Here is a 23156-nt window from a genome sequence, read left to right as displayed (position 1 = left end):
AAAGACCCTCCTCTGGAGGGTCTTTTTCTCGTTCTCAGTGCTTGTCGGCTGCGCCGCCGCCCCTGCGGCGCAGGGGCAGAATGGCTCACCCTCTGGGTGAGCCGTTCTGCGGTGACGCGGGCGGGCGGGTTCGACGGGGTCGGGCGTCCGTGACGGCCCGGACGCGTCGAACTCGCCCGTTGTGGGGCTAGATGCCGTCGACCGCGGCCTTGGCGCGCTGCATCGCGGTCTGGGCGGACTCGTCGTTCGACTGCAGGGAGGTGCGCAGCGTGTTGATGATGGTGCGCACCTCGGTGGCGACGCGGTTCCAGCGTTGCTCCTTGCCCGCGTACTCCTCGCTGGAGCCGTCGGCCTGGTAGTCCGCCATGGCGGTCTTCACGTCGGCGAGCACCGCACGGCCCGCGCCGAGGAGTCGCTGCAGAACGAGTTCGGCCGTCGGTCGCTCGTGGTCATCCCGCGCGACCCGGCGCTCGCCGCGGGCGGCCGTGTACCGCTGAACCGCGTGACGGGCGAGTCGCGGCACGCCCAGGACACGCTGGCGTCGTACCTCCGCGAGCGTCTGACGAGCCACGGGGGAGGCGCGGGCTGAGCGGCCGGGACCGCCGGCCCCGGGCGCGGCGCGCTCCCGGAGGCACGCTCCAGATCCGCTGATCCACTCCGGAGTGGATCAGCGGTGCGGGCGGGTCCTTCCTCCCGCCTGCCGTTGTCCGGCCCTCGCCCCGCTCCTCAGCCCAGGGTGACCGGCTCGATCAGCTGCGGGCCGGTGTTGCGCACCGAGTTGGCGTCGCGGCTGACCGGGTGGTGGGTCAGGTCGTGGGCGAGCTCGTGCGAGTCGCGGTCGAGCAACTCGAGCAGCTCGGCCGTGCCGAGGTGGTCGCCGAGCCAGTCGTCGTACGAGTCGGGCGCGAGGCAGGCCGGCATGCGGTCATGCACCTCGCCGGGCGCCACGTGCGCGTCGCGCGTGATGATCGACATCGACAGCACCCACTTGTCGGGGTCGTCGTCGGCTTTCGAGGGGTCGGGCCACGCGCTCATCACCCCTGCCATCGCGAGGGCCGCCTCCGGCTGGTGGACGAAGTGCGGCTGCTTGCCCGTCTCCGTCACCACCCACTCGTAGTAGCCCAGCGCCGGCACGATGCAGCGCGCCTGCGCGAACGGCCGCCGGAACATGCCGTTCGTCGCCACCGTCTCGATCCGCGCGTTGATCGGCTGCGGCCTCTTCTTGAGGTCGGGGTACCACGACGGCGTCAGGCCCCACCGCGCCCGGGGCAGCTCGCGCTCCCCGTGCCGCTGCCGCACCACCGGCACCGCGGTCGTCGGCGCGACGTTGAAGTCGTCGGGCAGGTCGGGCAGCCCGGCCAGCAGGTCGGGCAACAGCTCGGAGGTCGCCCGGGAGACGACGTAGCGACCGCACATCGCCCCAGTCTCCGCCTCCGTGCCCCACCGCGCCAGGGGTCGGCCCGACCCGGGCCCGGTGCTCGCGCCCGGACCCCCGCGGTGGAACACTGGCGGCATGGAGAGCACCGAGCGCAGCATCCGCGGCTACGTCGTCGTCGGGGTCGTGCCGTCGACCGCCGAGCGGGTCGTCGCGACCGCCGTCGACCTCGCGGCGCGGTTCGGCACCGGCCTCGCCTGCGTCAGCGTGGAGCCCGACCGGATGGCGTTCGCCGAGGGCATCGACGGCACCGTCCTCTCCTACCCGCTCGACCCCCAGAGCTGGGCCGCCGAGCTCGAGTTCGACCCGGCGCTGGAGGCGCGGCTGCGGCCGATCGCGGAGGCCCGCGGGGTCGACCTGGTCGCCACCTGCCTCACCGGCGAGCCGGCCCACGTGCTCGGCGCGCTCGCCGACCGCGTCGACGCCCCGCTCGTGGTCGTCGGCAGCCGCGAGGCGGGCCTCCGCGGCAGCGTCCGCGAGTTCTTCGCCGGGTCGGTCGCGCTCCACCTCAGCCACCGCCAGCACCGGCCGGTCGTGGTCGTCCCGCTCGCCCCGGTCGCGCGCTCCGAGGCGCTGCCGTGGGACGACGACCTGTGACGCCGCCGACCCCGCCCGTCAGCCCGTCGACCCCGCCGCGCGACCCGTCGACCCCGCCGCCCAGCCCGTCGACCCCGCTCCGTCGGCGCCTCCCGCTGGTGCTGCTCGTCGTCGCGGGCGGGGCCGTGGGCACGGCGCTGCGGGTCCTCGTGACGATGGCCGTGCCTCCCGCGGGCTCGTTCGACACCGCGATCTTCGCGATCAACGTCGTCGGGGCGTTCGTGCTCGGCCTGCTGCTGGAGCGCCTGCTCCGCGGCGGGCCCGACGAGGGGCGTCGTCGCGTGCTGCGCCTCGGCCTCGGCACGGGCGTGCTCGGCGGCTTCACGACCTACAGCTCGCTCGCGACCGAGACGGCGACCCTCGGCGCCGCGGGAGACGTGCTGACCGCGTCCGTCTACGGGCTCGCGTCGGTGCTGCTCGGGGTGCTCGCGGCGGCCGCGGGGATCGCCGTCGGGGCCCGGTGGGCCCGGGGCTCCCGGTGACGCCGCTGCTGGTCGCCGTGACGGCCCTCGCCGGCGGGATCGGGGCGGGCGCGCGCTTCTGGGTCGACGGGGCGGTGGGCGACGCGCTCGCGGCTCGTCGCTCACGCCGCGCGGTCGGCGGTGCGGACGCCGCCGCCCCCGCGCCCTACCCGTGGGGCACGGCCGTGATCAACGTCAGCGGGTCGCTGCTGCTCGGGCTGCTCACGGCGCTCGCGCTCGGAGCCGTCGTCTCGCCGACCTGGCGGGCGGTGCTCGGCACCGGGCTGCTGGGCGGCTACACGACCTTCAGCACGGCGAGCGTCGACACCGTCCGCCTTCTCGCTGCGGGGAGGCGCGGTGCCGGTGCCGCCTCCGCCCTCGGCCTCCTGGTCGCCGGCGTGGCGGCCGCGGGGCTCGGGCTCTGGCTCGGGTCGCTGCTCGCCCCAGCCTGACGGGCGGACGGCGCGGGCGCTGGCGGCGGGCGTCGCCGCCGACTCGCCGCGCAGCCCGGCTCAGACGTGCGTGGAGCGCTCGTGCTCAGCGTGGTCGGCCGGCTCGAGCTGGAAGGTCGCGTGCTCGACCTCGAAGTGGGCCGCGAGGCAGCGGTCGAGCGCGTCGAGCGTCTCGTCGACCTTCATGTCGCAGAACACGTCGCGCTCGACGACCACGTGCGCCGAGAACACCGTCGCCCCGCTCGTGATCTGCCACGCGTGCACGTCGTGGGCCGAGACGACACCGGGCGTGCCCGCGATGTGGCTCCGCACGTCGTCGAGGTCGATGTCGCCCGGCGCCGAGCCGAAGAGCACCCGCACGGCCTCGCGCAGCAGCGCCCAGGCGCGCGGCACGATCATCGCCGTGATCACGAGCGAGCCGATCGAGTCGGCCTGGGCGAAGCCGGTCGTCAGCACGACGACGGAGGCGACGACGACCGCGACCGAGCCCAGCAGGTCGCCGAGCACCTCGAGGTAGGCGCCGCGCATGTTGATCGAGTGGCTCGCCCCGCCGCGGAGCACCAGCAACGCCACGACGTTGGTCGCCCCGCCGACCACGCCGACGACGAGCATCGGCACGCCGAGCACCTCGTGCGTGGCCGGGTCGAGCAGCCGACCGACCGCCGAGACGGCGACGGAGCCGGCGACCGCGAGCAGCAGCAGGCCGTTCACGAGGGCGGCGAAGACCTCGACCCGCCGGTAGCCGTAGGTCTGGCGCCCGCTCGCCGGGCGGGCGGCGACCACCGTCGCGACGAGAGCGACGACGAGGCCGATCAGGTCGGAGGCCATGTGCCCGCTGTCGGCGAGCAGGGCGAGCGAGCCGGAGAGCACGGCGCCGACCGCCTGGGCGACGAGGCCGAGGGCGACGACGGTGATCGCGAGGCGGAGGCGTCGGCCGTCGGCGGCCATGTGCCCGTGCGTGTGGTCGTGCGCCATCTCGTGCTCTCTCGTGGGGCCCGAGCCGCCGGCCCGGGCGGGGTCGTCAGCGGTCGCCGCGGACGAACCTACCCGCGCGCACCGCGCAGCACCATGCCCGCGGCCCAGTCGATGACGATTCTCGGTGTCAGGAACTGCGGGAGGCGCCACCACCGCACCCGACGGAGGGCCAGGCTGGGCGCATGACCGACACCACCGCCTCCTCGTCCTCTCCGTCCGCCGAGCCCGTCCTGCGCCGCCGCGTGGCCGTCACGGGCGCGACCGGCGCCGTCGGCGGGCGCGTCGCGCGCACGCTCGCGGCGGCCGGCGTGCCGCTGCGGCTGGTCGTGCGCGACGCCTCGCGCGCTCCCGACCTCGGCGCGGCCGACGTCGAGGTCGCCGTCGCCACGTACGGCGACCACGAGGCGTCGGTGGCGGCCCTGCGCGGGGCCGACGTGCTGTTCATGGTCTCGGCGGCGGAGGCGGTCGACCGTCTCGCCCAGCACCGGGGCTTCGTCGACGCCGCGGTCGAGGCCGGCGTGCGCCACGTGGTCTACACGTCGTTCCAGGGCGCGGGGCCCGACGCGGTCTTCACGCTCGCCCGCGACCACGCCGCGACCGAGGAGCACCTGGCGGCGTCCGGGCTCGCGACGACCGTGCTGCGCGACAGCTTCTACCTCGACGTGCTGCCCGAGTTCGCCGACGAGGCGGGGGTGCTGCGCGGCCCGGCCGGCGAGGGGCGCGTCGCGGCCGTGGCGCGGGCCGACGTCGCCGACGCGGCCGCCGCGGTGCTGCAGGCCCCGGAGGCGCACGCCGGGCAGGTCTACGAGCTGACGGGCCCCGAGGCGCTCACCCTCTCGGAGGTCGTGGCCCGGCTGAGCGCCGTGCTCGGCCGGCCGTTCACCTACCACCCCGAGACGGTCGAGGAGGCGTACGAGTCGCGGCAGCGCTGGCAGCCGGAGCCGTGGCAGGCCGACGCGTGGGTGAGCACCTACACGTCGATCGCGTCGGGGGAGGTGTCGCGCGTGACGGACGACGTGCGGACGCTCACGGGGCACGCGCCGCTGTCGATCGAGGGGCTGTTCGGGGGGCGCTGAGTCGTCGGGGCGGCTCGGGTGCCGGTGCCGGTGCGGTGCGGTGCGGTGCGGGTGCGGGTGCCGGTGCGGGTGCGGGTGCGGGTGCGGGTGCGGGTGCCGGTGCGGTGCGGGCGCGGCGGCACCGGGCGGAGCGGCTCGTCCCGGAGATGCCCGCCGAGAAGGCTGATCCACTCCGGAGTGGAGGAGCGGGAAGGTGCTCCACTCCAGAGTGGAGGAGCGTGCGGGTCCTCCACTCCGGAGTGGAGGAGCGGGACGGGGTGCGTGTCCTGACACGGGCCGTTCCACTCCGGAGTGGAACGGCCTTCCCGGCGGACACTTCCTGGCGGGCACTTCCCGCCAGGGGCCGAGCCAGGACAGGGCCTGGGGACCCGTGGGCCCGGGCGCCCGGGGCCCCGTGGCCCCGCGCCGTCGGACCCGACCGGGGCTCAGCGCACGCGACGCGACGACAGCACCCCGCTGACGCCGAGCACCACCGTCGACAGGAACACCCCGACCATCGGCAGCTGCCACCCGCCCGACACGTCGTGCAGCGCCCCGATCGCGAGCGGCCCGAGCGACGCGATCGCGTACCCGCCGCCCTGCACCAGCGCCGAGAGCCGTCGGGCGTCGTCGTCGGTCGAGGCCATCCGCACGATCACGATGAACACGATGGTGATCCCGCCGCCCTGGGCGGCGCCGCCGAAGAGCGACCAGACGAACCACATCTCCGGGGCGAAGAGCAGGCCGAGCGGCATCGCCGTCCAGCAGACCGCGATGATCGCGATGACGACCGCCGGGCGCACCCGCAGCGCGAGCAACGGCACGCCGAGCGCCCCCACGACCGCCAGGATCTGGAAGATCGACGAGCTGGCCCCCGCCGCCTCCCGCGTCAGCCCGACCTCGTCGCGCAGCAGCGTCGGCATCCAGGCCGTCAGCCCGTAGTACGCGAACGCCTGCCCCGAGAAGGCCAGCATCAGGCCCCACGTCGTCGCCCGGCGCAGCAGGGGGCGCCGGCGCTCGGCCGCGTCCCGCGCCGCCGACGCCTCGTCGACGACCGAGATGCCGCCGGTGAGCACGTCCGACGCCGACGTCGAGCCCGCACCCGGCGCGGAGGCGCGGGTCGCGTCGTCGGGGCCGGCCGCCCCGGGTGCGTCGGCGGCTTCGCCGACGCCGCCCGCGACTCCTGCCGGTCGACCGCGGCCGAAGGCGACCCGCGGCCCGACCGCGATCGACCAGACGACCGCCGCCAGCACGGCGAGCACGCCCCACGTGATCAGCGCGAGCGGCCAGCCCACGGCCGCCGCGATCGGCGCCGTCGCGAGCGACGTGATCATCGACCCGACGTTGAGCGCCGACGTGTAGATGCCCGTGACGAAGCCCACGCGCTCGGGGCTGAAGTCGCGGCGGATGATCACCGGCAGCACCACGTTGCCCACCGTGATGGCGACGCCGATCACGATCGTGCCGACGTACAGCCACGACGACGTGCCGAGGGCGCGCAGCAGCGTGCCGACGAGCACGCCGGCGAGGCCGATCGACACCGCGCGCTCCGGGCCGAGCTTCACGATCAGGCCCGAGGCCAGCGGGCTCGCCAGCGCGAAGCAGAGCACCGGGATGCTCGTCAACAGCCCCGCGACGACCGCCGAGAGCTGCAGGTCGCCGATCATCTGGTCGAGCACCGGCGCCGTGGCCACGATCGGCCCGCGGAGGTTCAGCGCGATCAGCACGATCGCGAGCGTGGTCAGCCAGATCGGCGCGGAGCGGACGGCCGCCCCGCCGACCTTCGTCACGCCGCGCCGCGCAGCGGGACGCCGAGCAGCACCGCGACGTCGGCCGGCGTCGCCGCGACCGCGACGGCCCCGGCGTGCTCGGCCTCGTCGCCGTAGCCCCAGCCCGCCATGATCGTCGGCACGCCGTGCACCGCGGCGCCCTCGACGTCGTGGTGGCGGTCGCCGATCAGCACGGGCCGCGACAGGTCGACGCCGCGCTCGCCGAGACGGCGGAGGGCCTCGGCGACGACGTCGGCCTTCGTGTTGCGGACCTCGTCGTCGGAGGCGCCCGTCACGAGGTCGAGGTACTGCAGCAGGTCGTGGGTCTCGAGGATGCGCGTGGCCGGGGTCTCCGGCTTCGAGGTCGCCGTCGAGGTCGGCAGCCCGGCCGCGTGCACGGCGGCCATGAGCTCTCGCACGCCCGGGAAGATCGGGCTGTCGAGCGCGCCGTGCGCGAGGTAGTGGGCCCGGTAGACCCTCATCGCCTCGACGAGGCGGTCGCCGGAGAGGCCCAGGCGCACCTCGAAGCTCTGCGGCAGCGGCGGGCCCACCCAGGCGAGCATCTCGGCCTGCGGGGGGACGGGCAGCCCGAGCTGCTCGATGGTGAACGCGAGGCTCGCCGTGATGGCGGGCGCGGAGTCGGCGATCGTGCCGTCGAGGTCGTAGAGGACGGCGGTGTAGGGGAGAGTCATCGCCCTCAGCTTAGGAGCGGACGGCGCCGCCGGGTCGTCAGCCGACGCGGCGCAGCGGCCAGGTCGTCGTCGCGGGCTCGAGCACGACGGCGGGCGTCGCCGACACGAGCGACGGCTCGGCCCTCGGCGTCATGCGCCCGACGGGCACGTCGACGGGCAGGTCGAGGGGCCGCGTCACCACGATCGACTCGAAGATCGGGGTCGCGTCGCGACGGGCGACGATGGCGTCGAAGATGGGCGAGGTCATGGCGGGTCCTCCTGCGGATCGGCGCCGGCCTGCCCGGTCGCCTCCCGGAATACTACGCTGATATTCACATTTCGCAACCGCGCGCGACGAGCTGTGCGCGGCCGCTCAGAACAGCCGCGAGTGCGAGTCGTCCAGCCCGCGCATGGCGTCGTAGTCGAGCAGCAGCGTCCGGATGCCCCGGTCGTGGGCGAGCGTGCGCGCCTGGGGCTTGATCTCCTGCGCCGCGAAGACGCCGGTCACCGGGGCGAGGTGCGGATCCCGGTTCATCAGCTCGAGGTACCGCGTCAGCTGCTCCACGCCGTCGATGTCCCCGCGACGCTTCAGCTCGACCGCCACCGCGCCTCCCGCGGCGTCCCGGGCGAGGATGTCGACCGGCCCGATCGCCGTCATGTACTCGCGCCGCACGAGGGTGTGGCCCTCGCCGAGCAGCTCGATCTGCTCGGCCAGGAGCTTCTGCAGGTCGGCCTCGACGCCGTCCTTCGTGAGGCCCGGGTCGACGCCCATCTCGTGGCTCGAGTCGTGGAGCACCTCGTGGATCGAGACGACGAGCACGTCGGCGGTCTTCGGCTGCGTGACCTTCCAGAGCTCGGTGACCCCCGCCTCCCTCTGGTCGTCGTCGGGCTCGACCACGCGGACGGTGCACGGCGGGCTCATCCAGTTCAGCGGCTTGTAGCTGCCGCCGTCGGAGTGCACCAGGAGGCTGCCGTCGCGCTTGACCATCAGCAGGCGGGTGGCGAGGGGCAGGTGGGCGCTGAGTCGGCCGGCGTAGTCGACCGAGCAGCGGGCAATGACGAGGCGCACCCGACGATCCTAGGTGCCCGGGGAGCCGTCGGGCTCGTGACGATCCGTCGATATCTTCTTGACAGAATGCGAGATGCGAAATACCGTCGGGGTGACCGAGGGGCCGTGCCCCGACCGACACCCGATCGAGAGGCCCCGCCGTGAGCGCGACCCTGCCCCGCCCGACCCGCCCCGCCCAGCCGCACCGCACCCGCGACTCCCACGCTCCCCGCCCGGCCGTCGACCCGGCGGGCCTGATGCTCGTCGACATCGCGACCGGCCGGTACCTCCCCGGCGACGAGATCGACGCACAGGTCGTCGCCCGCGAGCACGGGCTCCGCCCCGTCGACGTGCGCATCGCCCTCTACGACCTGCGGCGGGCCGGCCTCGTCACCGGCGTGCCGTTCAGCGGCACCCGCGTCGTCGTCTGGCACCGCCGCACGAACGAGGCGCTGATGCGTCGCCTCGGCCGCGTGCTGGCGGGCGTCGCCGCCGCGTCGCCCGTGCTCGAGGCCCTGCCCGAGCCCGCCGAGACCCGCCTGCCCGCCGCCGACCTGCTCGTGCGGCACGGCCTCGCGCTGCCCGCCGACGTCGAGCACTTCCTCGACCTGGCCCGCACGATGGTCGACACGCTGCCGGCCGACGAGCGGGTCCGCGTGCACTCGGAGCTGCTGCTGCCGCTCACCGTGCTCTCGACGACCACGGCCCTGCACGTGCACGGCGTCGTGCCGGCGCTGCCCGAGGGCGTGCGCGGAGCGATCGTCGACCTCGTCGAGGCGGCCGCGCACTACGGCGACTGGGCCGACGTGCCGGGGCTGGTCGCCGACTACACGGTCGCGCTCGGTGTCGACGAGCCCCGCTCGCCCGGCGACCCCGCCTGACCGGCGCGGCGCACTGCTGTGCCGTGAGGCACCACGTCTTCGCGGGCGAACCACGCCGCGGCTTGGTGCCCCTGCGAAGACGTGGTTCGTCCGGACCGGAGAGCCCAGGAGGCGCGGGTCGCGTCGAGCGGGTCGCGCGGGTCAGCGGCGGGAGGGCTCCCGCGCGGCACCCGAGGCGAGCCCGGCCACGGCGATCAGCACCAGCACGACCCAGAGCCCGTTGAGCAGCCCGACGTGCTCGCCGAGGAACCCGATCACCGGCGGCATCGCGAGGAAGGCGACGTAGCCGATCGTCGCCACCGCGCTCACGCGCGCCGCGGCGTTCCGCGAGTCGTCGGCGGCGGCCGACAGCCCGACCGGGAACCCGAGCGCCGACCCGGCGCCCCAGAACACGACCCCGACGATCGCGAGCCACGGCTCGGGCGCCACGATCACGAGCAGCAGGCCGAGCGCGGCCGAGACCGCCGAGAAGCGCAGCATGGGCACCCGGCCGAACCGGTCGAGCAGCGGCGAGCCCGCGACCCGGGTGATCGTCATGGCCGTGACGAAGACGAAGAAGACGACGGTGCCGGCGGCGTTCTCGAGCCCGTGGCCGTCGACCATGGCGAGGGCGAGCCAGTCGTTGGCCGAGCCCTCCGCGGTCGCCATGCCGAGCACGATGAGGCCGATCAGCACGGTGCCGGGGGTGCGCCACACCGCGAGGCGCGAGCGCCAGCCGCCGGTGGTGCCGGAGGCGCCGGCCGCGTCGCCCTCGACGGGCGCGTGCCCGAGGTCCTCCGACTGCATCCACCGCGTGACCACGAGCGCCGTGGCGGCGATCGCGACCGCCAGCACGGTCACGTGCACGGACACCGGCACGTCGAGCGCCTCGGCCCCGGCGCTGAGGAGGGCGCCGACCATGGTGCCGAGGCTGAAGGCGGCGTGGAAGAGGGGCATGACGGTCTTGCCGAGCACGCGCTCGGCGGCGGCGCCCGAGACGTTCATGCCGACGTCGCAGAGCCCGTTGCCGAGGCCGAAGACGGCGAGGCCGAGCACGATGCCGACGAAGCCGACGCCGAGGTCGGTGCTGAGGCCCGCGATGGTGAGGCCGACGGCCACCGTGCCGAGCGAGGCGAGCACCGTGCGGCGGGCGCCGAGCGCGGCGATGAGGTGGCTCGAGAAGGTGATGCCGACGATCGAGCCGACGCTGAGGCCCGTGACGAGCAGGCCCATCTCGAGCGTCGTCGCGCCGAGCACGTCGCGGACGGCCGGCACGCGGCCCAGCCAGGTCGCGACGGCGAGCCCGCTGAGGCCGAAGACGACGAAGAGCGCGTTCCGCCACCGGACGACCTGTTGGCGGGTGAGGTCGCCGTCGTAGCTGCGCTTCTCGGCGGTGGGGCTGGTCATGGCGGTGTCACCTCGAGCGTCGGTGTTCGGCGGGCGGGAGCTCTCCGACCGGCCGGCACCGCGCCTCCTCGGGCCTGGTGACGTGCGGGTCGAATCGATTCGACCGTCAGCCTAGGGGGTCGTCGCGCCCGCTGTCGAGGGCGGGCCGGGCGAGCGACGATCGAGCGACGACCGGGTGGCGACCGGGCGGCTGCCGGGCGGCGCCTCGTGGGTAGGGTCGGCCCATGACGACGCTCACGATGCCCGCCGACCTGGCCTTCCCGGTGATGGACGGCCACAACGACCTGCCCTGGGAGTGCCGCGTCGCCCGCGGCTCGAGCGTCGAGGGCGTCGACGACACGGCCCTGACGCTGCACACCGACCTGCCGAAGCTCCGGGCGGGCGGCGTCGTCGGCCAGTTCTGGTCGGTGTTCGTCGAGACGACCGAGCCCGACCCGGTGCGCGCGACCCTGCAGCAGATCGACCTCGTCCACCGGATGGTCGCCCGCTACCCGGAGTCGCTCGCCCTCGCGCGCACCGCCTCCGACGTGGTCCGGGCAGTGGAGCAGGGGCGCGTCGCGTCGCTGCTCGGGGCCGAGGGCGGCCACTCGATCGGCGACGACCTGGCCGTGCTGCGCACCTTCGCGCGCCTCGGCGTCCGCTACATGACGCTGACGCACAACGACGACACCCCGTGGGCCGACTCGGCCACCGGCAGCCGGCCGCACGGCGGGCTCACCGACCGCGGCCGCGAGGTCGTCGCCGAGATGGAGCGGCTCGGCGTGCTCGTCGACCTCTCGCACGTCAGCCCCGACACGATGCGCGACGCGCTCGACGTCGCGACGGCGCCGGTCGTCTTCAGCCACTCGTCGACCGTCGGCGTGGCCGACCACCCGCGCAACGTGCCCGACGACGTGCTGCGGCGGCTGCCCGACGTCGGCGGCGTCGTGATGGTCACCTTCGTGCCCCAGTTCGTCTCGCGGCGGTACGCCGACTGGCTCGCCGCCGACGTCGCCCGGGCCGAGGGCGAGCCGGGCGAGGCCGCGCCGCCGGTCACCGTGGCCGACGTCGCCGACCACGTCGAGCACGCCCGCGACCTCGCCGGGGCGGCCCACGTCGGCCTCGGCGGCGACTACGACGGCACGCCGACGCTGCCCGACGACCTCCGCGACGTGTCGCGCTACCCGGTGCTCGCCGACGAGCTGAGGAGTCGCGGGTGGGGCCCCGCAGACCTGCGCGCCCTGGCCGGCGGCAACGTCCTGCGCGTGCTCGCCGCGACCGACGAGCGGTTCGCCGCGAACTGAGCGGCGCGCCCGCGGCGACGGGCGGCCCTGCGGGGCCGGCCCTGAGTGGGCGCCTCGCGGGGACCGGCCCTGCGGCGCCCGGCGCTGGGCGCCCGGCCCTGCGGGGGCGTCCGGGCCGGTCAGCTAGGCTGCGGCACCATGAGCCGGGCAGAGGGCGACGTCGCCGCGAGGCCGACCCTCGCCGCGGTCGCGCGGGCGGCCGGGGTCAGCGCGAGCACCGCCTCCCTGGCGTTCAGCGGGGCCGGCCCCGTCTCCGACGAGACCCGTACCCGCGTGCTCGCGGCCGCCGCCGAGCTCGGCTACGGCGGCCCCGACCCCCGGGCGCGCTCGCTGCGCCGCGGCCGCTCGGGCATCGTCGGCGCCGTGCTCGAGGACACCCTGAGCAACGCTTTCCGCGACCCGATCAACGTCGCGATGCTCGACGGCATCGCCGACGTGACCGGCCCCGCCGACAACTCGCTGCTGCTGCTGACCGAGAACGAGGGCGAGCACTCGCGCCTGCTCGACGCGCCCCTCGACGCCGCCGTGCTCTTCGGCTGCAGCACGCGGCTCGACGAGTCGGTGGAGGCCGTGCGGCGCCGCGGCATCCCGCTCGTGTCGATCGAGGCGAAGCCGATGGAGGGCGTGCTCGACATCGGCGAGGACAACGTGGGGGCCTCCGAGCTGCTCGCCCGCCACCTGCACGACCTCGGCCACCGTCGCGTCGCCGTCGTGGCCCTCGAGCTGGGCCCCACGCGCTGGGTCGGGCCCCTCACCGACGAGCGCGTCGCCCTCGGCACCTCGTGGCCCACGCTCGAGCGGCTGCGCGGCACCCGCCGCGTCTACCCGGGCGTCGGCGGCCTGGTCACCTACGGCAGCTGGACGAGCGAGGGGCACCGGGCCGGGCTGCAGCTGCTCGACGTGCCCGAGCACGAGCGGCCGACCGCGATCATCGCGCAGAGCGACCTGCTGGCCTCGGGCGTCATCGCCGCCGCGGCCGAGCTGGGGCTCTCGGTGCCGCGCGACCTCAGCGTCGTCGGCTACGACGGGGTGCGGCTCGACGACCCGCGCGCCGCCGACCTCACCACGGTCGTGCAGCCTGCAGTCGAGAAGGGCCGCGCCGCGGGGCGCGCCGTGCTCGCGCTGCTCGCCGGGGAGCCCGCGGTGGGAACGACCTTCACGAGCGTGTTCCGCGCGGGCTCGACGACGGCGCCGCCGGCGCGCTGAGCGGGCGTCGCACGCGGCTGCGCCGTCGGAGCACCTGGCTCGCCCCGCCGGCTCGCCCCGCTGGCTCGGCCCTCCGAGCCGCCGAGGGGCCGCCGAGGTGCCTCCTCCTGGGCCCTCGGTCCGCACGAGGTCCCACGACGGGGCACGTCGCCGTCGTGGTCTCGCGCGCGGCGCGGCCCTGCGTGCGGCGCGGCCCTGCGTGCGGCGCGGGCCGGCGCACGGTGGCGGTCGCGCGTGCGGCGCGGGCCTCTGCGGTGAGCAGTTCTCGCGACTCGCGGGGCCTGCACCGGCCGACCCGCGCCTCCCGCCCCTAGCGTCGCCGTGTGCACATCACAGTCCTGTCTGTCTCCCTCGCCCTCGTGATCGGCATCGTCGTGCCGATCGTCGTCGCCGCCCTGGTCCGTCGCGGCGACGCGGCGCGGGGCAAGACGTTCCCGGTGCCCGACGCCGTCACCGGGGTGCTGTTCGAGGTGCGCACCCGTCGCTGGCAGCGCGTGCTGCTGCGGGTGATCGGCTACGTCATGGCGATCGTGGGCGCGTTCATGACCTTCATCGGGGCCGTCGTCGGCTTCACCGACCCCGACGAGGCCCTGCCGTTCGGGTTCTGGATCGCCGCGGTGCTCATCCTCGCCTTCGGCGTCTGGCTCGTCATGATGGCCAGCGCCCTCGGGCGCACCCGGCTCCAGGTCTGGGAGGACCGCCTCCTCGCCCGCCGCGGCTTCCGGGCCGAGCGCCTGGTGCTGCTCTCCGACATCGCGCGGCTGACCCCGTACGCGAGCCAGTACGGCGGCATCGTGGCGAAGGGGGCCGACGGGGGCAAGCTCTTCATCTCGGACGGGCTCGAGCTGAACCACGACCTGCTCGCCGACCACCTGCGCACGCGGCTGCCGCAGGTCTGGGCCGCGTCGTTCCCCGGCGACGCGCGCGCGGCGCAGCGCTGACGGCGCCCACTGCGCTGACGCCCCCACCGCCTCACGCCCCCACCGCCTGACGCCGCTCGACGCCCCCGCACCACGCGCCTCCCGCCACTCCTCTGCTCCCGTCATCCGCACCTCCCCTCGCGCCGCCGGGCTGCAATTGCCGACCACGGAGCCCAGAACGACTGGAGATCCGGTCGCCAGAGTGCGCTCGGGGCCGATCTGGTCGGCATTTGCCGCCCAACCCGCAATCGAGGGCCGGCGAGACCCAGCGCCCCGCACCCCGAGCGACGTAGCCGACGGCCGGCGGCCGACGGCGCTCAGCGCGCCCCGACGACCATCCACCGATCCGTCCGCGCGCGCAGCCCGAGCGTGACCGCCCGAGCCCCGATGTACCCGAGGCCGAACGCGAGCCAGAGCGCGACCGCGCCCGACGTCGTCGACCCGACCCGCGACTCCACCGGCAGCAGCACCGCGAGGTAGGCGGCGAGGCTCACGACCGACGCGATCGCGAGGTAGCGGGCGTCGCCCGCTCCGAGCAGCACCCCGTCGAGCACGAAGACGAAGCCCGCGAGCGGGATGCCGACCGCCATCGCCACCACCACCGACGGCAGCAGCGCCTGCACGCCCGGGTCGGGGCTGAAGACCGGCGCCAGCACCGGCGCGAGCAGGGCCAGCACGCCGCCGAGCAGCACCCCGCCGCCGACGCCGAACAGCATCAGCCGCCGCGTGATCGCCCGCACGCGCTCGCGGTCGCCGCGGCCGAGGGCGTGCCCGATCATCGCCTGCCCGGCGATCGCGAGGGCGTCGAGGGCGAACGCGAGGGTGCTGAAGAGCGTCAGCGCGACCTGGATCGTGGCCAGCCCGGTGACCCCCGAGGAGGCGGCGGCCGCGACGGTCGCGATGAGCGCGGCTCGGAGCCCCGCGTTCCGCACGAGCAGCCAGCCCCCCGCCTGGGCGGTGCGGCCGACCCCGGCGAGCCCCGGTCTCAGGTCGGCGCCGACGGCCCGGGCGGCCCGCACGGCGATGACGACGTACACCGCCGCCATGCCCCACTGCGCGACGACGGTGCCGGCCGCCGAGCCGGCGATGCCCCAGCCGAGGCCGTAGAGGAAGAGCGCGTTGAGCCCGGCGTTCGCCGCGAAGCCGACGGTGGCGACGACGAGCGGGGTGCGGGTGTCCTGCAGCCCGCGCAGCAGGCCGGTCGCGGCGATCACGAGCAGCATGCCGGGCAGCCCGAGCAGCGAGACCGAGAGGTAGGTCGTGGCGGCCGCCGCGACGTCGTCGGCCACGCCGAAGAGGCCCACGAGCGGCTCGGCCGTCACCGCGCCGACGCCCGCGACGACCACGCCGACCAGCAGCGCGAACCACATGCCGTCGACGCCGGCACGGATCGCCCCGCGCTGGTCACCGGCGCCGAGCCGCCGCGCGACCGTCGGCGTCGTGGCGTAGGCGAGGAAGATCAGCAGCCCGAGGGCCGTCTGCAGGACGACGCTGGCCACGCCGAGGCCGGCCAGGGGCACGGGGCCGAGGTGGCCGACCAGGGCGGTGTCGGTGAGCAGGAAGAGCGGCTCGGCGACGAGGGCCCCCAGCGCCGGCACGGCCAGGCGGACGATCTCACGGTCGAGGGGCGAGCGGAGGCGCACGCTCAGTCGGTGCCCCGGAGCCGACCCAGCACGCTCATCACGTGGAACACGACGATCGCCGCGACCGTGCCGAGGATGATGCCGCCGAAGCTGGCGCCGCCGAGCACGAGGGTGAAGTCGGCGATGCCCATGATCAGCGCGACGCCGGCGGTGAGCTGGTTCTTCGGGCGGCTGAAGTCCACCTTGTTCTCGACCCAGATGCGGATGCCGATGACGCCGATGAGGCCGTAGAGCGCGGTGGTCACGCCGCCGAGCACCCCCGGCGGGATGGTGAAGATGACGGCGCCGATCTTGGGCGAGAGGCCGAGCAGGATCGCCACGACGCCGGCGACCCAGTAGGCCGCGGTGGAGAAGACGCGGGTGGCGCTCATCACGCCGATGTTCTCGCCGTAGGTCGTCGTCGCCGAGCCGCCGCCGAGGCCCGCGATCACGGTGCTGAGGCCGTCGGCGAAGAGCGCACGACCGGTCAGCGGGTCGAGGTCGCGCTTCGTCAGCTGCCCCACGCCCTTCACGTGCCCCACGTTCTCGGCGATCAGCGCGAGCACGACGGGCAGGAAGCCGAGGTAGATCGGCAGCTGACCGAGGTCGAAGGCGGGGGCGGTGAACGTCGGCAGGCCCACCCACGGCGCGGCCGCGACGGCGCTGTAGTCGACCGCGCCCGCGATGACGGCGGCGACGTAGCCGACGACGACGCCGACGAAGATCGAGAGGCGCCCGAGGAGGCCCTTGAAGAGGACGGCGCTGAGCACGACCGCGGCCAGCGTGATGAGGGCGATGCCCGGCGAGAGGGCGAAGTTGTCGCGGGCGGCGGGGGCGAGGTTGAAGCCGATCAGGGCCACGATCGAGCCGCTGACGACCGGCGGCAGGAGGGCGTCGATCCACCGCGTGCCGGCGAGGTGCACGAGCACGCCGACGAGGGCGAGCAGCGCCCCGACGACGATGATGCCGCTCAGCGCGAGGGGGATGCCGCCCACGTCGGTGGCGGCGGCGATCGGCGCGAGGAAGGCGAACGACGAGCCGAGGTAGCTGGGCAGCCGGTTCTTCGTGATGAGGAGGAAGAGCAGCGTGCCGATGCCGGAGAAGAGCAGGGTCGTGCTCGGCGGGAACCCCGTGATGATCGGCACGAGGAAGGTCGCGCCGAACATCGCGACGACGTGCTGGCCGCCGAGGCCGACGGTGCGGGGCCAGGTGAGGCGTTCCTCCGGGGCGACGATCTCGGTCGAGTCGACGGTCTTGCCGTCGCCGTGCAGTGCCCAGGGGAGTGCCATGCCGAGAACTGTAGCGAGGAAGCGATTTCCTTCGTGTTTCCTGGGGACGGCGGCCGAAGAGCCGGTCGTGCGGGCCGGACGGCGTCTCCCGGCCCCTCCCGGACGGCCGTCGGGGGCCTCACCTAGGCTGACGGGCATGACGAGCGACGCGCTGACCTCCGGCATCACCACCGACGACCTCGACCCCGCGGTGCGCCCGCAGGACGACCTGTTCCGCCACGTGAACGGCCGCTGGATCGCCCGCACCGAGATCCCCGACGACAAGGCGCGCTACGGCTCCTTCCTCGTCCTGGCCGAGGAGGCCGAGGCGGCCGTCCGCGACATCATCCACGAGTCGCAGGAGGCCGAGCCGGGCACCGAGGCCCGCAAGGTCGGCGACCTGTTCACGAGCTTCCTCGACGAGGGCCGGGTGGAGGCGCTGGGCGCGGCCCCGCTCCGCCCGCTGCTCGAGCAGGTCGAGCAGGTCGGCGACGTGCCCGACCTGCTGCGCCTGGTCGGCAGCTTCGAGAAGCAGGGCGTCGCGAGCTTCGTGCAGCTCTTCGTCGACAACGACCCGGGCGACCCCGAGCGCTACGTCGTCTTCCTCGAGCAGGGCGGCCTCGGCCTGCCCGACGAGTCGTACTACCGGGAGGAGAAGTTCGAGTCCGTCCGCACGGCGTACGTCGCCTTCGTGGAGACCATGCTCGGCCTGGCCGGGCTCGACGACGCCGCCGGCCGTGCCGCCCGCGTCGTGGCGCTCGAGACCGAGCTGGCCACGCACCACTGGAGCAACGTCGCGACCCGCGACAGCGACGCCACCTACAACCTGCAGCCGTGGTCGGAGCTCGCGGCCTCGGCGGCGGGGGTCGACCTGGCGGTCTGGCGCGACGCGGTGCAGGCGCCCGCCGGCACGTTCGACGAGGTCGTCGTGCGCGAGCCCTCGTTCGTCTCCGGCCTCGCCGGCCTGCTCGTCGACGAGCGGCTGCCCGAGTGGCGCGACTGGCTGAGCTGGCAGGTCGTCCGCTCGTTCGCCGCGTACCTCTCGTCCGACTTCGTCGAGGCGAACTTCGACTTCTACGGCCGCACGCTGACCGGCACCCCCGTCCAGCGGGCGCGCTGGAAGCGCGGCGTCTCGTTCGTCGAGGGCGCGATGGGCGAGGCCGTCGGCCGCATCTACGTCGAGCGGCACTTCGCGCCGGCGGCGAAGACCGCGATGGACGACCTGGTCGCGAACCTCGTCGAGGCCTACCGCCAGAGCATCACGCAGCTCTCGTGGATGACCGACGAGACCCGGCAGCGCGCGCTCGAGAAGCTCGACAAGTTCACCCCGAAGATCGGCTACCCGGTGAAGTGGCGCGACTACTCGGCCCTCGAGGTCGACGCGAGCGACCTGATCGGCAACGTGCGCTCGCAGGCCGTCGTCGGGTTCGACCGCGAGCTCGCCAAGATCGGCTCGCCGCTCGACCGCGACGAGTGGTTCATGACGCCCCAGACGATCAACGCGTACTACAACCCCGGCTTCAACGAGATCGTCTTCCCCGCGGCCATCCTGCAGTTCCCGTTCTTCGACGAGACCCGCGACGCCGCCGCGAACTACGGGGCCATCGGTGCGGTGATCGGCCACGAGATCGGCCACGGCTTCGACGACCAGGGCTCGAAGTACGACGGCGACGGCCGCCTGACCGACTGGTGGACGGCCGCCGACCGGGAGGCCTTCGAGGCCCTCACCTCGTCGCTGATCGCGCAGTACGACGCACTCGAGCCCGCACAGGTGCCCGGCCACCACGTCAACGGCGCCCTCACGATCGGTGAGAACATCGGCGACCTCGGCGGTCTGTCGATCGCCTACGACGCGTACCTCCTCTCGCTGGGCGGCGCGGAGGCACCGGTCGTCGACGGCCTGACCGGCGCGCAGCGCTTCTTCCTCAGCTGGGCCCAGGCCTGGCAGATCGCCATCCGCGACGAGGAGGCGATCCGCCTCCTGTCGATCGACCCGCACTCGCCGAACGAGTTCCGCTGCAACCAGATCGTCCGCAACATCGACGAGTTCTACGCGGCGTTCGACGTGACCGAGGGCGACCGCCTCTGGCTGCCCGAGGCCGAGCGCGTCACGATCTGGTAGCCCCGCGCGGGTGACGGAGGGTGCAGGAGGCGGTCGTCGCGACCGCCGGGGAGGCGACCGTGGCGCCGGTGCGCGCCACGGTGGCTCCCGTGCTCCCGAGTCGTTCGGCCGGTCGTTCACGACCCTCGGCGAGCTCGCCGTGGAGGGCGCGTCGGTCTCGGTGGCCGTGCGCGACCTCGACGGCGGCGACGACCTGCTGAGCATCGACGAGACCGTCGCCCTGCCGGTCGCCCAGGTCGGCGCCCTGCTGCTGCTCGTCGAGGTCAGCGCGCAGATCGAGTCGGGCCGTCTCGGTGCCCTCGACGAGCTCGAGCGCCTGGCCGGCCCCGGCGACCGGGCCGCGCTCGGCGGCGGAGGAGTCTGGTCGTACCTGCAGCGTCGGGCCCTCGCCGTGACCGACGCGGCGGCGCTGGTCGGCGCGCTGCGCGACCCCGCGGCCGTGAACGCGCTCGTGGGGAGGGTCGGCCTCGACGCCGTGCGAGCCCGCGCCGACGGCCTCGGCCTGGTGCGCACGGCCCTGCTCGACGAGGTGCGCGCCGAGCGCGGCCCGGACGACGCCCCGGCCCTCGCCGTCGGTACGGCGGTCGAGCTCGTCGGGCTGATGACCCGCCTGACGCACGGCGAGGTCGTCGACGAGGCGGTCTCGAGCCGCGTGCTCGGCTGGCTGTCGCTCGGCGTCGACCTCTCGCTCGTGGCCGGGTCGTTCGGCCTCGACCCGGTGTCGCACCGCCGGCTCGACCACGGCCTGCAGCTCGTCAACACGGTGGGGGTCTCACCGGGGACGCGCTCCGAGCTCGGCGTGCTGCGCGGCCCGGCCCGCGGGGTGGCGTACGCCGTGACCGTGGCGTTCGACGACCTCACGCTGGCCCGCCGCCTCCGCGTGGTGGACGCGCTGCGCTCACTCGGCACCGACCTGCTGGAGCACGTGCACTGAGCCGGGGCGCCTGCGCCCGACCGGCCAGGGGTCAGTCGATGAGCCCGAGCCCGGCGACGACGCGCAGCGTCTCGACGCCGGCGGGCGGGCAGCGGTCGGCGTCGGCCGTCGTGACCCAGTGCAGCGAGCCCACCTCCGCCGAGGGAGTCGCGGGCGGGCTGCTCGACAGCGGCTCGGCCGCGTAGAGGGTCATGTGCACGAGGCGCCCGTCGGGCTCGCCGTGCGCCTGGGTGCTGACCGTCGTCAGCTCGCGGACGCTCGCGGGGTCGAGCTCGAGGCCGACCTCCTCGCGGGTCTCGCGGGCGAGGGCGTCCTCGCCGGTCTCGCCCGCCTCCCGCTTGCCGCCGGGCAGGTACAGCACGTCGCGCCCCCGGGCGGTGACCATGAGGAGGCGGCGATCACGGACCAGCACCAGCGCGCTGACGACGAGGGGCTCCATGGTGCCCATCCTCCCGCGTCGAGCGGTCACGGTCGGCTGCCGGTCGGCGGGGGAGCGGCACGGCGTGGCCACTCGACCCTCGGGCGGCTGGCTCAGCCGGCGGAGGCGCGGGGCACGTCGTCGACCGACCGCAGCGGGCGCGGCTCGGCGGCCGCCCGCGTGTCGGTGAGGCCGAAGAGGGCCTCGAGGCCGTCGCGGAAGTCCTCGCCGCGGCCCTCGCGGGCGAGCTCGCGGGCCCTGACCGACGGGGTGTGCAGCAGCACGCCGGCCAGGTGGCGCAGGGCCGCCTCGGTGCGGTCGGAGGAGTCGCCGCGCGACCGGGCACGCTCGATCTCGGAGTCGAGCAGGTCGAAGACGTGCTTGCGCAGTGCCACGACGGCCGGCGTGAGCGACTGCTCGGCGGCGACGGCCTGGAACTCGGCGGCGGCGTCGGAGACCATGGCCCGGGCGTCGTCGGCGGCGGTGAGCTGCGTCAGCGGGGCGTGCAGGCTGATCGTCTCGAGGTCGAGCAGCTCGACCCCCGGCACCGTGGCGACCAGCGGGTCGACGTTGCGCGGCAGGCCGAGGTCGATGACGAGGCGACGCGAGGCGTCCACGACCTCGGGCACGACGACCGGGGTCGTCGTGGTCGTGCAGGTGACGAGCACGTCGCTCCAGGCGATGGCCTCGGCCAGGTCGTCGAAGGGGCGGAGGTCGTGCTTGAGGCCGAACCAGGAGGCGCGGCCCGACGACGAGAACACGGCGAGGTCGTCGGCGCCGCGGTCGCGGAGCGCGGTGACGGTGGTGGCGGCGTACTGGCCCGTGCCCACGATGAGCACGCGGGCGTGGGCCCAGTCCGTGACGCGGGAGGAGGCCAGATCGAGGGCGAGGCGCACGAGCGACCGACCCGCGCCTCCGACGTTCGTGCGGTTCTTGACGCCGCGCGACGTGTGCGAGGCCTTCTGGAAGAGACGCTCGAGGTCGGACGACGTCGTGCCGACCTCGCGGGCGCGCTCGAGGGCGCGGCGCACCTGGCCGGAGATCTCGTCCTCACCGATGACGACGGACTCGAGGCCGCTCGAGACGGCGAAGAGGTGCTCGACGACCTCGTCGCCCGTGATGACGCGCACGGTGTCGCGCATCTCGTCGGGGTCGACGCCGCTGGCCTCGCTCATCGTGCTGATGGTGGCCTCGACGGCCACGGCGCTGGCGGCGGTGAGGGGCTCGTCGACGTCGAGGTAGGCCTCGAAGCGGTTGCAGGTCGCGAGCACGACGGCCCCGCTGACGAAGTCGCTGCCGTCGACCAGGGTGCTCGCCGCCGAGGGTGCGCCGATGCTCAACTTCTCGAGGAAGTCGAAACTGGCGTTCTGGTGGGACGCCGTGAGGCAGATGAGCACTGAGCGATCCTAACTCTCATCGGCTGTTTCGGCTGGGCGTTGACTCGACGTCGAGAAGATGCTCGGGTTCGGGGGCCATGATCGTTGCCGAATGCAACACAGTGCACCACGAGGAGGACCATGACCACCACCACCAGCACCCAGTGGCAGCTCGCCGCCCGCCCGGTCGGGGAGCCCACCGCCGACGACGTCCGCCGCGTCGAGGTCGAGCTGCCCGAGCTCGCCGACGGCGAGGTCCGCGTGCAGAACGCCTTCCTCTCGGTCGACCCGTACATGCGCGGCCGCATGAACGACGTGAAGTCGTACGTGCCGCCCTTCGCGCTCGACGAGACCATGACCGGCGGCGCCGTCGGCGAGGTCGTCGAGTCGCGCAGCGACGACCTGCCGGTCGGCACCGTGGTGCTGCACGACCTGGGCTGGCGCGACGTCGCCCAAGGCCCGGCCGCGGGCTTCCGCGCCGTGCAGCCGACCGAGGGCGTCTCGCTCTCGGCGTACCTCGGCGTGCTCGGCCTCACCGGCCTGACCGCCTACGTCGGCCTCACCGAGATCGCCCACATCCGCGAGAGCGACGTCGTCTTCGTCTCCGGCGCGGCCGGCGCCGTCGGCACGATGGTCGGCCAGATCGCCCGCCTCAAGGGCGCCTCGCGCGTCGTCGGCAGCGCGGGCAGCGACGAGAAGGTGGCGCTGCTCACCTCGAAGTACGGCTTCGACGCGGCCTTCAACTACAAGACGGGCGACGTCGCCGAGCTGCTGGCCGAGGCCGCGCCCGAGGGCATCGACGTCTACTTCGACAACGTGGGAGGCGACCACCTGTCGGCCGCGCTGGGCGCCTTCAAGGACGGCGGCCGGGCAGCCCTCTGCGGCTCGATCGCGAACTACAACGCGACCGGCGCCCCCGTCGGCATCACGAACATGACCAACATGGTCACGCGCGGCCTCACGATGCAGGGCTTCACGCTCGGCAACTACCGCCACGTCGCCCCCGCCTTCCAGGCCGAGATGGGCCCGTGGCTGGCCGACGGGCAGGTCGTCCACGACGAGACCGTCGTCGACGGCATCGACTCGGCCTTCGACGCGTTCACCGGCCTGATGCGCGGCGAGAACGTCGGCAAGATGGTGGTCCGCGTCGGCTGACCCGCGCCTCCGGCCCTCGAGGTGACGCGATCGGGGGCCTCGGCGCTCGCCGGGGCCCTGTTCGGGTCGCCTCGTCGGCGCCGCGGGCGCCGCGCGTCGCGGCCGCACCGCGCGTCGCGGCC

24 protein-coding genes are annotated in these 23156 nt (G+C 74.7%); 12 read left to right on the top strand and 12 right to left on the bottom strand.

All coding sequences use genetic code 11. The features are described 5' to 3' along the window. Positions 1 to 187: 187 nt before the first annotated feature. Positions 188 to 391, bottom strand: coding sequence for a hypothetical protein (locus ASF82_RS16205; protein WP_197981446.1), 204 nt, complete (start codon positions 389 to 391; stop codon positions 188 to 190). Positions 392 to 445: 54 nt separating this feature from the next. Between ASF82_RS16205 and ASF82_RS16200 the strand changes: the two genes are divergently transcribed. After that, entirely contained in the window at positions 446 to 589 is a 144-nt protein-coding gene (locus ASF82_RS16200) for a hypothetical protein (RefSeq protein ID WP_197981445.1), read from the top strand. Between the two features lie 137 nt (positions 590 to 726). Here the strand turns inward: ASF82_RS16200 and ASF82_RS13680 are convergent, their stop codons facing one another. After that, complete coding sequence (locus tag ASF82_RS13680) at positions 727 to 1416, bottom strand: SOS response-associated peptidase (RefSeq protein ID WP_056058077.1); 690 nt, start codon at positions 1414 to 1416, stop codon at positions 727 to 729. Positions 1417 to 1513: 97 nt separating this feature from the next. Between ASF82_RS13680 and ASF82_RS13675 the strand changes: the two genes are divergently transcribed. The 3 genes from ASF82_RS13675 to ASF82_RS13665 are packed head-to-tail and all read left to right on the top strand — an operon-like array spanning position 1514 to position 2945. Further along, positions 1514 to 2032: a universal stress protein gene (locus ASF82_RS13675; protein ID WP_056058075.1), complete on the top strand. Its 519-nt coding sequence runs from the start codon at positions 1514 to 1516 to the stop codon at positions 2030 to 2032. Then, positions 2014 to 2514 carry a CrcB family protein gene (locus ASF82_RS13670; protein WP_235491292.1) on the top strand — a complete coding sequence of 167 codons (501 nt, stop codon included), beginning with the start codon at positions 2014 to 2016 and terminating at the stop codon, positions 2512 to 2514. The genes ASF82_RS13675 and ASF82_RS13670 overlap by 19 nt, the downstream gene beginning before the upstream one ends. Next, the gene (locus ASF82_RS13665) at positions 2511 to 2945 is read left to right on the top strand and encodes a CrcB family protein (RefSeq protein ID WP_056059232.1); all 435 of its coding nucleotides are present in this window, start codon (positions 2511 to 2513) and stop codon (positions 2943 to 2945) included. The genes ASF82_RS13670 and ASF82_RS13665 overlap by 4 nt, the downstream gene beginning before the upstream one ends. A gap of 60 nt (positions 2946 to 3005) precedes the next feature. On the opposite strand, the gene ASF82_RS13660 is transcribed toward ASF82_RS13665, so the two are convergent. After that, a complete protein-coding gene (locus ASF82_RS13660) occupies positions 3006 to 3920 on the bottom strand; it encodes a cation diffusion facilitator family transporter (protein WP_056058071.1) in 915 nt (304 codons plus the stop codon). A 182-nt stretch (positions 3921 to 4102) separates the two neighbouring features. Between ASF82_RS13660 and ASF82_RS13655 the strand changes: the two genes are divergently transcribed. Next, a complete protein-coding gene (locus ASF82_RS13655) occupies positions 4103 to 4996 on the top strand; it encodes an SDR family oxidoreductase (RefSeq protein WP_056058068.1) in 894 nt (297 codons plus the stop codon). 425 nt (positions 4997 to 5421) lie between these two features. Here the strand turns inward: ASF82_RS13655 and ASF82_RS13650 are convergent, their stop codons facing one another. The 4 genes from ASF82_RS13650 to nucS form a co-directional block, all read right to left on the bottom strand. Beyond that, positions 5422 to 6765: a CynX/NimT family MFS transporter gene (locus ASF82_RS13650; protein ID WP_056058066.1), complete on the bottom strand. Its 1344-nt coding sequence runs from the start codon at positions 6763 to 6765 to the stop codon at positions 5422 to 5424. Continuing rightward, positions 6762 to 7436: an HAD hydrolase-like protein gene (locus tag ASF82_RS13645; RefSeq protein WP_056058064.1), complete on the bottom strand. Its 675-nt coding sequence runs from the start codon at positions 7434 to 7436 to the stop codon at positions 6762 to 6764. Before ASF82_RS13645 ends, ASF82_RS13650 begins: the two co-directional genes overlap by 4 nt. A gap of 37 nt (positions 7437 to 7473) precedes the next feature. Next, positions 7474 to 7683, bottom strand: a complete 210-nt coding sequence (locus tag ASF82_RS13640) for a hypothetical protein (protein WP_056058061.1) — start codon at positions 7681 to 7683, stop codon at positions 7474 to 7476. Between the two features lie 105 nt (positions 7684 to 7788). Then, entirely contained in the window at positions 7789 to 8484 is a 696-nt protein-coding gene (gene nucS / locus ASF82_RS13635) for an endonuclease NucS (protein ID WP_056058058.1), read from the bottom strand. 140 nt (positions 8485 to 8624) lie between these two features. On the opposite strand from nucS, the gene ASF82_RS13630 reads away from it, so the two are divergent. Then, a complete protein-coding gene (locus ASF82_RS13630; protein WP_056058055.1) occupies positions 8625 to 9344 on the top strand; it encodes a hypothetical protein in 720 nt (239 codons plus the stop codon). A 141-nt stretch (positions 9345 to 9485) separates the two neighbouring features. Here ASF82_RS13630 and ASF82_RS13625 read toward each other — a convergent pair whose 3' ends face one another. Beyond that, entirely contained in the window at positions 9486 to 10730 is a 1245-nt protein-coding gene (locus tag ASF82_RS13625) for an MFS transporter (protein ID WP_056058050.1), read from the bottom strand. 224 nt (positions 10731 to 10954) lie between these two features. On the opposite strand from ASF82_RS13625, the gene ASF82_RS13620 reads away from it, so the two are divergent. The 3 genes from ASF82_RS13620 (at position 10955) to ASF82_RS13610 (ending at position 14160) form a co-directional block, all read left to right on the top strand. Continuing rightward, the gene (locus ASF82_RS13620; RefSeq protein WP_056058047.1) at positions 10955 to 12013 is read left to right on the top strand and encodes a dipeptidase; all 1059 of its coding nucleotides are present in this window, start codon (positions 10955 to 10957) and stop codon (positions 12011 to 12013) included. A gap of 138 nt (positions 12014 to 12151) precedes the next feature. Continuing rightward, on the top strand, positions 12152 to 13219 hold the full coding sequence (locus tag ASF82_RS13615; RefSeq protein ID WP_056058044.1) for a LacI family DNA-binding transcriptional regulator: 1068 nt from the start codon (positions 12152 to 12154) through the stop codon (positions 13217 to 13219). A gap of 323 nt (positions 13220 to 13542) precedes the next feature. After that, positions 13543 to 14160 (top strand): hypothetical protein, encoded by a 618-nt coding sequence (locus ASF82_RS13610; RefSeq protein ID WP_056058041.1) that lies wholly within the window; start codon positions 13543 to 13545, stop codon positions 14158 to 14160. A gap of 296 nt (positions 14161 to 14456) precedes the next feature. Here ASF82_RS13610 and ASF82_RS13605 read toward each other — a convergent pair whose 3' ends face one another. Together ASF82_RS13605 and ASF82_RS13600 are read right to left on the bottom strand one after the other, a co-directional pair. After that, the gene (locus tag ASF82_RS13605; protein ID WP_235491291.1) at positions 14457 to 15782 is read right to left on the bottom strand and encodes an MATE family efflux transporter; all 1326 of its coding nucleotides are present in this window, start codon (positions 15780 to 15782) and stop codon (positions 14457 to 14459) included. A 2-nt stretch (positions 15783 to 15784) separates the two neighbouring features. Next, entirely contained in the window at positions 15785 to 17050 is a 1266-nt protein-coding gene (locus ASF82_RS13600) for a uracil-xanthine permease family protein (RefSeq protein WP_056058038.1), read from the bottom strand. 136 nt (positions 17051 to 17186) lie between these two features. Between ASF82_RS13600 and ASF82_RS13595 the strand changes: the two genes are divergently transcribed. Beyond that, positions 17187 to 19151 carry a M13 family metallopeptidase gene (locus ASF82_RS13595; protein WP_056058035.1) on the top strand — a complete coding sequence of 655 codons (1965 nt, stop codon included), beginning with the start codon at positions 17187 to 17189 and terminating at the stop codon, positions 19149 to 19151. A gap of 10 nt (positions 19152 to 19161) precedes the next feature. Further along, entirely contained in the window at positions 19162 to 20085 is a 924-nt protein-coding gene (locus ASF82_RS13590; RefSeq protein WP_056058031.1) for a serine hydrolase, read from the top strand. A 31-nt stretch (positions 20086 to 20116) separates the two neighbouring features. Here ASF82_RS13590 and ASF82_RS13585 read toward each other — a convergent pair whose 3' ends face one another. Both ASF82_RS13585 and ASF82_RS13580 read right to left on the bottom strand, forming a co-directional pair. Beyond that, complete coding sequence (locus ASF82_RS13585; RefSeq protein ID WP_056059226.1) at positions 20117 to 20524, bottom strand: NUDIX domain-containing protein; 408 nt, start codon at positions 20522 to 20524, stop codon at positions 20117 to 20119. Positions 20525 to 20616: 92 nt separating this feature from the next. Then, the gene (locus ASF82_RS13580) at positions 20617 to 21900 is read right to left on the bottom strand and encodes a glutamyl-tRNA reductase (RefSeq protein WP_056058030.1); all 1284 of its coding nucleotides are present in this window, start codon (positions 21898 to 21900) and stop codon (positions 20617 to 20619) included. Positions 21901 to 22020: 120 nt separating this feature from the next. Here ASF82_RS13580 and ASF82_RS13575 point away from each other — a divergent pair, with 120 nt between their 5' ends. Continuing rightward, on the top strand, positions 22021 to 23034 hold the full coding sequence (locus ASF82_RS13575; protein ID WP_056058027.1) for an NADP-dependent oxidoreductase: 1014 nt from the start codon (positions 22021 to 22023) through the stop codon (positions 23032 to 23034). The last annotated feature ends 122 nt before the right edge of the window (positions 23035 to 23156 follow it).

The sequence above is a fragment of the Frigoribacterium sp. Leaf164 genome (assembly GCF_001423665.1).
Lineage (GTDB): Bacteria > Actinomycetota > Actinomycetes > Actinomycetales > Microbacteriaceae > Frigoribacterium > Frigoribacterium endophyticum.
Note: the sequence above shows the minus strand (reverse complement) of the source record. Positions and strands in the feature narration are given on the sequence as shown.

Excerpts from the sequence above, each read along its gene's own strand:
- ASF82_RS13615 (WP_056058044.1), top strand. The coding sequence starts at position 12,152 with ATGAGCCGGGCAGAGGGCGACGTCGCCGCGAGGCCGACCCTCGCCGCG.
- ASF82_RS13645 (WP_056058064.1), bottom strand. The coding sequence starts at position 7,436 with ATGACTCTCCCCTACACCGCCGTCCTCTACGACCTCGACGGCACGATC.
- ASF82_RS13680 (WP_056058077.1), bottom strand. The coding sequence starts at position 1,416 with ATGTGCGGTCGCTACGTCGTCTCCCGGGCGACCTCCGAGCTGTTGCCC.
- ASF82_RS13575 (WP_056058027.1), top strand. The coding sequence starts at position 22,021 with ATGACCACCACCACCAGCACCCAGTGGCAGCTCGCCGCCCGCCCGGTC.
- ASF82_RS13675 (WP_056058075.1), top strand. The coding sequence starts at position 1,514 with ATGGAGAGCACCGAGCGCAGCATCCGCGGCTACGTCGTCGTCGGGGTC.
- ASF82_RS13585 (WP_056059226.1), bottom strand. The coding sequence starts at position 20,524 with ATGGAGCCCCTCGTCGTCAGCGCGCTGGTGCTGGTCCGTGATCGCCGC.
- ASF82_RS13625 (WP_056058050.1), bottom strand. The coding sequence starts at position 10,730 with ATGACCAGCCCCACCGCCGAGAAGCGCAGCTACGACGGCGACCTCACC.
- ASF82_RS13600 (WP_056058038.1), bottom strand. The coding sequence starts at position 17,050 with ATGGCACTCCCCTGGGCACTGCACGGCGACGGCAAGACCGTCGACTCG.
- ASF82_RS13620 (WP_056058047.1), top strand. The coding sequence starts at position 10,955 with ATGACGACGCTCACGATGCCCGCCGACCTGGCCTTCCCGGTGATGGAC.
- ASF82_RS13640 (WP_056058061.1), bottom strand. The coding sequence starts at position 7,683 with ATGACCTCGCCCATCTTCGACGCCATCGTCGCCCGTCGCGACGCGACC.
- ASF82_RS13655 (WP_056058068.1), top strand. The coding sequence starts at position 4,103 with ATGACCGACACCACCGCCTCCTCGTCCTCTCCGTCCGCCGAGCCCGTC.
- ASF82_RS13660 (WP_056058071.1), bottom strand. The coding sequence starts at position 3,920 with ATGGCGCACGACCACACGCACGGGCACATGGCCGCCGACGGCCGACGC.
- ASF82_RS13595 (WP_056058035.1), top strand. The coding sequence starts at position 17,187 with ATGACGAGCGACGCGCTGACCTCCGGCATCACCACCGACGACCTCGAC.